Here is an 8,298-nt window from a genome sequence, read left to right on the forward strand (position 1 = left end):
GCCATGACACAGTCTTTGACGTCCCGCCTTCGTGTCCTGTCCCTGATGGGGGCTCTGGGTCTGACGGGCTTTCTTTCGGCCTGCAGCAGTGATCCGACGCTCTACACACTGGCGCCTCTGCCAGGCGTCTCCCAGGCGGGAGGGCCGGTCGTGGTCGAGGTCCGTACGCCCGTTGTCAGCGCCCGTCTGGATCGCGATACGATCGTGAAGGCCAGTGAGGATTACCAGACCAAGCTGGCCTCTGGCAGCAGCTGGAGTGAAGCGCTGCCGGACATGCTCGGCCATACGCTGATGACCGATCTGGCCCAGCGTCTGCCGGGTACGACCGTGTTTGCTCAGGGGGATGCGGTCACAACGACACCCACAGCCTATGTCGAACTGACCATTCGCAATTTTGAAGCCGATTCGGCCGGACATGCCCTCGTAACCGGCATGCTGTCTGTCCACCCGGCCGGAAAGATGATCGGGCCCGTTGTGACCTCGCCTGTGGTCTGGCAGTCGGCGGAACCTGTGGCCTCCAGCACGTCAAAGTTGACCGCAGCGCTTAGCCAGGGTGTTGCGGCCATTGCCGATCAGGCGGCTGCAAAACTGCGCGTCCTGCCGCCTCCCGTGACGGACTGAGAGGCGTAGGCCATACAAACAAAAAAGGCTCCCGAAGAGGGAGCCTTTTTTGTAGGTAATTCAGGGGCTGAAAAGCGTCAGAGCTTTTCGACCTGCGTGAAGTCCAGATCGACAGGTGTGGAGCGTCCGAAGATGGAGACGCTGACCTTGAGGCGCTGGCGCTCGTCGTCGACGTCTTCGATCATGCCGGTGAAGGACGTGAACGGACCATCGGCCACGCGAACCTGCTCGCCAATCTCGAAGGACAGGCTGGAACGGGGGCGCTCAACGCCTTCCTGGGCCTGCTTCATGATCCGGTCGGCTTCGGCGGCCGTGATGGGGGTCGGACGGTTGCGCGTTCCGAGGAAGCCCGTGACCTTGGGGGTGTCCTTGACGAGATGCCAGGCTTCGTCCGTCAGTTCCATTTTGACGAGAACATAGCCTGGGAAAAACTTGCGCTCTGCATTGACCTTACGGCCGCGGCGCATTTCCGTCACATCTTCGGAAGGAACAAGGATCTGCTCGAAATGGTCGGAAAGGCCTTTCTGTGCTGCCTGCTCCTGAATGTGACTCGCGATCTTTTTCTCGAATCCGGAATAGACATGCACAACGTACCAACGCTTCGCCATGGTGCGAACCTAGCCTCCAACGCCAAATAGTTCGCGGACGCCGAGGCCGATCACCTGGTCCACGATGAAGAAGAAGATGCAGGTCACGGTAACCATGACGAGCACGGCACCTGACGTGATCAGGGTGTTACGACGAGTCGGCCACGTGACGCGCTTGGCTTCGGCGCGGACATCACGAACGTATGCGACCAGGTTGAAGCCGGATCCGTTCTTTTGAGGCGCCGTTTTCCGCGACTCGTCTTTCGGGGTACTGACCGACACCATCGTCCTCGAATCAAGTGAAAAACCCGCTCCCGGTGTCGGGAAGGACATCCGGCGAGAAGGAGTGGCAGGGGTGGAGGGTCTCGAACTCTCAACCTCCGGTTTTGGAGACCGGCGCTCTAGCCAATTGAGCTACACCCCTATCATCGGACAGGACGTTTTTCAGGACGTCATGCCAGCGACAGTGGCCGCAAAAGAGAATGTTCGGGGACAAAAGTCAAGTGCCCCGAACATCTTTGTTGTGGAATTTCCATTTTGGCTTTTCCCCTCTTGCGGGCGCCAAAAAAAATGGAGTAAGGACTGCCTCACCTGAGCGGGCGTAGCATAGTGGTAATGCAGTAGCCTTCCAAGCTTCTGAGGAGGGTTCGATTCCCTTCGCCCGCTCCAGGCTTTCCCTAAAAAATCTGATGCCTGGGCCTTTATTGCCATTGACAGGACACATGCGATGGCGTGGCCTCTCCAAACTGGAGAATCTGCAACGCGACTGCGGCATCGCCAACATTGCCTGACAGATGGCCCTTCGGATCCGAGCCGTGCGACGCGGGTGCCACATCTTCACTAAGCAAGATGTCGCCCGGGTTCAGTTCCACGCTGGTCCCGTCCATCGCCTTGACGAAATAGATGCCGGAAAGCGGCACGATCCACTGAACCTGATGGCTTACGTTCCATCCGCCTTTCCAGTGAGGCGGCTGAACGCGCATCGTCACGGTTGCCGGTCCGTCATGCGGACTGCTGAGCATGATCTTGTCACCGTCCGGCGCGATTGAGTCCTCATGGAATGTCGACATCTTGCATTTCGTCAGATGTGTGACGCCCTGAGGGTCGGTCCAGTTGTCCCAGTAGGAAATGGTCGGGAAGGACGGCTTGTCCTCAACAGGGATGGCGCGGGCTGTTGTGAACAGGGCAGGGACGGACAGGGCGCCCAGCAGGAAAAAGAGGCGCTTTCGGGTGGACATCGGGTCTCCATGGTTGGTTGCGGGGTTATCTGCGCATAGCATCGTAAGGATGTGATCGACGGGACGAAATCTCCCGAAAAATCACTGCAGAACCCCTGTCATGCCAGCCCGGGCGGGCAAAACGCAAACCCACGTCATGATCCCGGAGGGTTGCGCGGGTAATTTGAGTATCGTCTCGGTTGCGCAGGAACCGGACAGCGTGCTAGAGGCGGCGCCAAGTGGAGGACCGGGTTTCAGACGAATCCTGCGCAGGAACGTGTATGCCCGGTCCGGACAGTTTTGATGCAAGGAACCGGATAAGCCGGTTCCGGCCGCACTCTGCGGCGGATTTAGTGAGACGGAACACGCGTGTGACGGTGACACAGGTGCCGCAGGTTGGACATACAGGGGGCTTGGCCCAGCGCTATGCCCGTGCGCTTTATGACCTCGCTTCGGAGCAGGGAAATCTTTCCGACGTTCTGGGTGAAGTAAAGGCGCTGCGTGCCGCCATTGCCGACAGCGATGATCTGCGGAAGTTCCTGGCTGATGCCCGGATGGACATCCGTCAGGGCCGGACGGTTTCGAACGTTCTGATGTCGAAGCTCGGTTTCGGAGACGTCCTGCGCCGTTTTGTTGGCGTTATTGCCGATAATCGCCGCCTGCCTGATCTTGCATCCATTCTGGACGGTGTCCTGGCGCTTGATTCCGCCCTGCGTGGTGAAGTCGTTGCCGAGGTCCGCTCCGCACAGCCTCTGACCGACACGCAGCGCAGCCAGCTTCAGGCCCGTCTGGCCGAAGCCGGTTACAGCCGCGTGTCCATGACCGAACATACGGATGCCGCCCTGCTTGGCGGCATGACCGTACGGATCGGTTCCACACTGTTTGATACTTCGATCGCCGGGCGCCTGACCCGCCTGCAGAACGCCATGAAGGGAGCCGCGTGATGGATATCCGTCCCGCTGAGATTTCGGACATCCTCAAGCAGCAGATCGCGTCGTTCGACCAGGTCGAGACCGTTTCCGAGACGGGCACGGTCCTGTCCATCGGCGACGGCATCGCCCGCGTCTACGGCCTGACGAACGTCATGGCCGGTGAAATGGTCGAGTTCGAAGGCACGGGCCTCAAGGGCATGGCGCTGAACCTCGAAGCCGACAATGTCGGTGTGGTTCTGTTCGGCGACGGCGACAGCATCCGCGAGGGCGACACCGTCCTGCGGACGAAGTCCGTGGTTGAAGTGCCGGTCGGCAAGGGCCTGCTGGGACGTGTTGTCGATGGTCTCGGCAACCCGATCGACGGCCGCGGCCCGCTGACGGATGTCGAATACCGTCGTGCCGAAGTGAAGGCTCCGGGCATCATGCCGCGCCAGTCGGTCAGCGAGCCGATGCAGACGGGCATCAAGGCCATTGATGCGCTCGTTCCCATCGGACGTGGCCAGCGTGAGCTGATCATCGGTGACCGTCAGACGGGTAAAACCGCCATCCTGATCGACACCATTGTCGCCCAGAAGCCGGTCAATGCCGCAGGCGATCCGAAGAAATCCCTGTACTGCATCTATGTTGCCATCGGCCAGAAGCGCTCCACGGTTGCAAACCTGGTGCGTACGCTGACCGAGCAGGGCGCGATGGAGTATTCTATCGTTGTTGCCGCTACGGCGTCCGATGCGGCTCCGATGCAGTATCTTGCCCCGTACACGGCCTGCGCCATGGGTGAATACTTCCGCGACAACGGCATGCACGCTCTCGTCTGCTACGACGATCTGTCCAAGCAGGCTGTGGCTTACCGTCAGATGTCGCTGCTGCTGCGTCGTCCGCCGGCACGTGAAGCCTTCCCGGGTGACGTGTTCTACCTGCACTCCCGTCTGCTGGAGCGTGCGGCCAAGATGTCCGACGCCCATGGCGGCGGCTCCCTGACGGCCCTGCCGGTCATCGAGACGCAGGCTGGCGATACGGCAGCCTACATCCCGACCAACGTGATCTCCATCACCGACGGTCAGATCTTCCTTGAGACGGATCTGTTCTACAAGGGCATCCGCCCTGCCGTGAACGTCGGTGGTTCGGTATCCCGCGTGGGTTCCGCAGCCCAGATCAAGGCGATGAAGCAGGTTGCCGGCAAGATCAAGCTGGAGCTGGCCCAGTATCGTGAAATGGCTGCGTTCTCGCAGTTCGCTTCCGATCTGGATGCCGCAACCCGCAAGCAGCTGGATCGTGGTGCCCGTCTGGTCGAGCTGCTCAAGCAGCCCGAGACGTCCCCGCTGCCGGTCGAGGAACAGGTTGTCGTCCTGTACGCTGGTACGCGCGGTTACGTTGATCCGATCGCCGTGGACAAGGTTGTGGCCTATGAAGCCGCTCTTCTGTCCGAGATGCGCGGTGCGGGCTCTGACATCCTGACGGCCATCCGCAATGACCGCCAGATCAAGCCGGAGACGGAAGGCAAGCTCAAGGAGCTGCTCGAAGCATTCGGCAAGCGCTTTTCGGCCTGAGGATAGCCCATGGCTTCGCTGAAGGAACTGCGGGGACGGATCACGGGCGTCAAATCGACGCGCAAGATCACGAACGCAATGAAAATGGTCGCAGCGTCCAAGCTGCGGCGCGCCCAGATGCAGGCCGAAGCGGCCCGTCCCTATGCCGACGCCATGCGTCGCATGATGGCGGAGCTGGCGACGGCGACCCGTGGTGAGGACGCAGCCAGTCTGCCGCGTCTTCTGGCGGGAACAGGCAAAGACCAGACCCATCTCGTGGTGGTGCTAACCTCTGACCGTGGCCTTGCCGGTGGCTTCAACGCCAATATCGTCCGCAGTGCCCGTCAGTTGGTCGACACGCTTATCTCTGAAGGCAAGACGGTCCGTATCCTGCCGGTTGGCCGCAAGGGAGCAGACATTCTCGTGCGTCACTATCCGGAGATGATCACCGATCGTCTGGCTGGCAGTGATGGCAAGGATGTGGGTTACGATAAGGCGACCGATATCGGAAGCCGGATTGCCACCATGCTGGAAGCGGGCGAGATCGACCGCTGCACGCTGGTCTATAACCGCTTCCTCAATGCCATGACGCAGGTTCCGGTCCAGGCGCCTCTGGTTCCGCTTTCGGCTCCCGAGAATGACAACGCCGCACCTGATGCTGATACGGCGCAGTACGAATTCGAGCCCGACGAGGCGACTCTCCTGACGCAGCTTCTGCCGCGCAACCTGCAGGTCCAGATTTTCTCGGCCATGCTGGAAAGCGCTGCAGGCGAGCAGGGTGCGCGGATGACCGCGATGGACAATGCCAGCCGCAATGCGAGCAAGGCCATTGACCGTCTGTCGCAGAAGTACAACCGCACGCGTCAGGCCAACATCACCAACGATCTGATCGAAATCATCTCCGGCGCAGAAGCCGTTTGAGATCACGCAGGAGACGAATCCGATGTCCGAAACTCTTACCCCTTCTGCCGGAGCTGCCAACAACGTGGTCGGCCGCGTCACCCAGGTGCGTGGTCCGGTCGTGGACGTGCAGTTCGAAGGCGATCTTCCCTTCATCCTGAATGCCCTGCACGTCCAGAACGGCGATCATACGCTGGTTCTGGAAGTGGCCCAGGAAATCGGCGAGCGTCAGGTCCGCTGCATTGCCATGGACACGACCGACGGTCTGGTTCGTGGTACTGAAGTCCGTGACACGGGCAAGCAGATCATGGTGCCGGTTGGCCCGGCCACGCTCGGCCGTATCCTGAACGTCGTTGGCGAGCCCATCGACGAGCGTGGTCCGATCAGCAGCGAGCTGCGCTTCCCGATCCACCGTCCGGCTCCGTCTTTCGAAGAGCAGGCTGCTGCCTCCGAGATCCTCGTGACCGGCATCAAGGTCGTCGATCTTCTCTGCCCGTACCTCAAGGGCGGTAAGATCGGCCTCTTCGGTGGTGCAGGCGTCGGCAAGACGGTCATCATCCAGGAGCTCATCAACAACATCGCGAAGGCCCACGGTGGCGTGTCCGTTTTCGCAGGTGTCGGTGAGCGTACCCGTGAAGGTAACGACCTGTATTTCGAAATGCAGGACGCAGGCGTCATCAAGATTGCTGAAGACGGTTCGACCGAGGGTTCCAAGGTTGCGCTGGTCTATGGCCAGATGAACGAGCCGCCGGGAGCCCGTTCTCGCGTGGCCCTGACGGGCCTGTCGCTTGCTGAATACTTCCGTGACGAAGAAGGTCAGGACGTCCTGTTCTTCGTGGACAACATCTTCCGCTTCACGCAGGCCGGTTCCGAAGTTTCCGCGCTTCTGGGCCGTATCCCCTCCGCAGTGGGTTACCAGCCGACGCTGGCCACCGAGATGGGCGCCCTGCAGGAGCGTATTACCTCCACGAAGAAGGGCTCCATCACGTCCGTTCAGGCCGTGTATGTCCCTGCTGACGATCTGACCGATCCGGCTCCGGCCGCGACCTTCGCGCATCTTGATGCCACGACGGTTCTGAACCGTTCGATCGCAGAAATGGGTATCTATCCGGCTGTTGATCCGCTGGATTCTACGTCCCGTTCGCTCGATCCGAAGATCGTTGGCGAAGAGCACTACCAAGTGGCCCGTCAGGTTCAGCAGACGCTCCAGACCTACAAGGGCCTGCAGGACATCATCGCGATTCTCGGCATGGACGAACTGTCCGAAGACGACAAGAAGATCGTTGGCCGTGCTCGTCGCATCCAGCGCTTCCTGTCCCAGCCGTTCCACGTAGCTGAAGTCTTCACGGGCGCCCCGGGCAAGCTGGTGTCGCTGGAAGATACAATCCGTTCCTTCAAGGCTGTCGTGGCTGGCGAGTACGATCACCTGCCGGAAGGCGCCTTCTACATGGTCGGTGACATCGACGAGGCCGTTGCGAAGGCCGAGAAGATGAAGCAGGAGGCCTGATCCGATGCCGCTTCGCATCGAGATCGTCAGCCCGGAAAAGCGCCTTGTCGAACGTGAAGTCGACATGGCCGTGGTCCCGGGCATGGAGGGCGATATTGCAGCCATGCCGGACCGCGCACCGCTGATGCTTCAGCTGCGGGGCGGCGTTGTGGCCCTTTATCAGGGTGACAAGATCGTAGACCGTTACTTTGTAACGGGCGGTTTTGCGGATATGGGCGCTGATCACTGCACCATTCTGGCCGATTCTGCACAGCTCATGAGCGAGCTGTCGGTGGACGAGGCCAAGAGCCGTCTGCGTGATCTGGAAAGTCGTTGGGCCGAAATCGGTCCGAACGACGTGGACATGCACGATCAGATCAGCCGCGAACTGCAGTCAGTTCGCGCCGAGCTGGAAGCCGTTCAGGAACATGGTCCGGCCTGAGCCGACTTTTCAGATTCGGTTTGAAAAAACCCGCTTCATCGCAAGGTGAAGCGGGTTTTTCTTTGCCATTTTTCGAGACTCTAGATTCGCACGTATGTGCCGCTGCCTTGAATGACGTCGCGTCTAAGCACCAAGCATATCATCTGGCTGGTTCCTGAGCTGTTGTGAGGTGAGGGTGCTGGCTGCCTTCTACTCAGAAATTCCTTAGCTTTGCTTGGTCACCTACTTTGGAGCGGAGGGAGGGCTTCCTAAAGAACCTTATGCCCAAGCGTAAGGCGCGATAACGCGCGCCTTTACGGGCTCAACAGGGATTGCGTGAGCACCAAACTGAGAAATTCAAAGAAAACGAAAGAAAAAGGCGCCTTTTTGGTGCTTTTTTCGTCTTTTTATTATTCCCGGATCGGAATGGGTCACGGGGATAAGTGGAATTTGTTAAGGATTTCGGGGCTTTCGGAATGTGGACAAGTGTGAGTCTGATTCTGTTTGACACTGTGCTGAGCTCCCCGTATAAGCCCGTTCACCGACGCGGCGGGGCTCACTTCGAGGGGTTCTGGAGCGGCGGGGCAGATGGTCTTTGAAAACTGAAT

Annotated in this window: 9 protein-coding genes and 2 tRNA genes; 7 read left to right on the top strand and 4 right to left on the bottom strand. The window is 59.8% G+C overall.

All coding sequences use genetic code 11. From position 1 onward, the window contains the following. Positions 1 to 3 precede the first annotated feature (3 nt). Positions 4 to 621, top strand: a complete 618-nt coding sequence (locus HKD24_RS08635) for a PqiC family protein (protein WP_194259922.1) — start codon at positions 4 to 6, stop codon at positions 619 to 621. 77 nt (positions 622 to 698) lie between these two features. Here the strand turns inward: HKD24_RS08635 and nusG are convergent, their stop codons facing one another. From nusG to HKD24_RS08650, 3 genes are all read right to left on the bottom strand, one after another. Continuing rightward, positions 699 to 1,229 (bottom strand): transcription termination/antitermination protein NusG, encoded by a 531-nt coding sequence (nusG, locus tag HKD24_RS08640; protein WP_011252857.1) that lies wholly within the window; start codon positions 1,227 to 1,229, stop codon positions 699 to 701. 9 nt (positions 1,230 to 1,238) lie between these two features. After that, a complete protein-coding gene (gene secE / locus HKD24_RS08645) occupies positions 1,239 to 1,493 on the bottom strand; it encodes a preprotein translocase subunit SecE (RefSeq protein ID WP_228119962.1) in 255 nt (84 codons plus the stop codon). A gap of 62 nt (positions 1,494 to 1,555) precedes the next feature. Continuing rightward, a tRNA-Trp gene (locus HKD24_RS08650) sits at positions 1,556 to 1,632 on the bottom strand. A gap of 171 nt (positions 1,633 to 1,803) precedes the next feature. On the opposite strand from HKD24_RS08650, the gene HKD24_RS08655 reads away from it, so the two are divergent. Further along, positions 1,804 to 1,877, top strand: a tRNA-Gly gene (locus HKD24_RS08655). Positions 1,878 to 1,909: 32 nt separating this feature from the next. Here the strand turns inward: HKD24_RS08655 and HKD24_RS08660 are convergent. Then, positions 1,910 to 2,446, bottom strand: a complete 537-nt coding sequence (locus HKD24_RS08660; protein WP_194259924.1) for a cupin domain-containing protein — start codon at positions 2,444 to 2,446, stop codon at positions 1,910 to 1,912. 350 nt (positions 2,447 to 2,796) lie between these two features. Between HKD24_RS08660 and atpH the strand changes: the two genes are divergently transcribed. The 5 genes from atpH to atpC are packed head-to-tail and all read left to right on the top strand — an operon-like array spanning position 2,797 to position 7,711. Continuing rightward, positions 2,797 to 3,369, top strand: a complete 573-nt coding sequence (atpH, locus tag HKD24_RS08665) for an ATP synthase F1 subunit delta (protein WP_194259925.1) — start codon at positions 2,797 to 2,799, stop codon at positions 3,367 to 3,369. Beyond that, complete coding sequence (gene atpA / locus HKD24_RS08670) at positions 3,369 to 4,904, top strand: F0F1 ATP synthase subunit alpha (RefSeq protein WP_194259926.1); 1,536 nt, start codon at positions 3,369 to 3,371, stop codon at positions 4,902 to 4,904. The genes atpH and atpA overlap by 1 nt, the downstream gene beginning before the upstream one ends. Before the next feature lie 9 nt (positions 4,905 to 4,913). Further along, positions 4,914 to 5,804, top strand: coding sequence for a F0F1 ATP synthase subunit gamma (locus HKD24_RS08675; RefSeq protein WP_194259927.1), 891 nt, complete (start codon positions 4,914 to 4,916; stop codon positions 5,802 to 5,804). Between the two features lie 22 nt (positions 5,805 to 5,826). After that, positions 5,827 to 7,290, top strand: coding sequence for a F0F1 ATP synthase subunit beta (gene atpD, locus HKD24_RS08680; RefSeq protein WP_062446300.1), 1,464 nt, complete (start codon positions 5,827 to 5,829; stop codon positions 7,288 to 7,290). 4 nt (positions 7,291 to 7,294) lie between these two features. Beyond that, a complete protein-coding gene (gene atpC, locus HKD24_RS08685) occupies positions 7,295 to 7,711 on the top strand; it encodes an ATP synthase F1 subunit epsilon (protein ID WP_041111694.1) in 417 nt (138 codons plus the stop codon). Positions 7,712 to 8,298 lie beyond the last annotated feature (587 nt).

It is taken from the genome of Gluconobacter vitians (genome assembly GCF_015244565.1).
In the GTDB taxonomy this organism is placed as follows: Bacteria; Pseudomonadota; Alphaproteobacteria; order Acetobacterales; family Acetobacteraceae; genus Gluconobacter; species Gluconobacter vitians.

Bases quoted from the DNA above. Each gene is read 5' to 3' on its own strand.
- HKD24_RS08660 (WP_194259924.1), bottom strand. From the start codon at position 2,446: ATGTCCACCCGAAAGCGCCTCTTTTTCCTGCTGGGCGCCCTGTCCGTC.
- HKD24_RS08635 (WP_194259922.1), top strand. From the start codon at position 4: ATGACACAGTCTTTGACGTCCCGCCTTCGTGTCCTGTCCCTGATGGGG.
- atpD (WP_062446300.1), top strand. From the start codon at position 5,827: ATGTCCGAAACTCTTACCCCTTCTGCCGGAGCTGCCAACAACGTGGTC.
- atpC (WP_041111694.1), top strand. From the start codon at position 7,295: ATGCCGCTTCGCATCGAGATCGTCAGCCCGGAAAAGCGCCTTGTCGAA.
- HKD24_RS08675 (WP_194259927.1), top strand. From the start codon at position 4,914: ATGGCTTCGCTGAAGGAACTGCGGGGACGGATCACGGGCGTCAAATCG.
- nusG (WP_011252857.1), bottom strand. From the start codon at position 1,229: ATGGCGAAGCGTTGGTACGTTGTGCATGTCTATTCCGGATTCGAGAAA.
- secE (WP_228119962.1), bottom strand. From the start codon at position 1,493: ATGGTGTCGGTCAGTACCCCGAAAGACGAGTCGCGGAAAACGGCGCCT.
- atpA (WP_194259926.1), top strand. From the start codon at position 3,369: ATGGATATCCGTCCCGCTGAGATTTCGGACATCCTCAAGCAGCAGATC.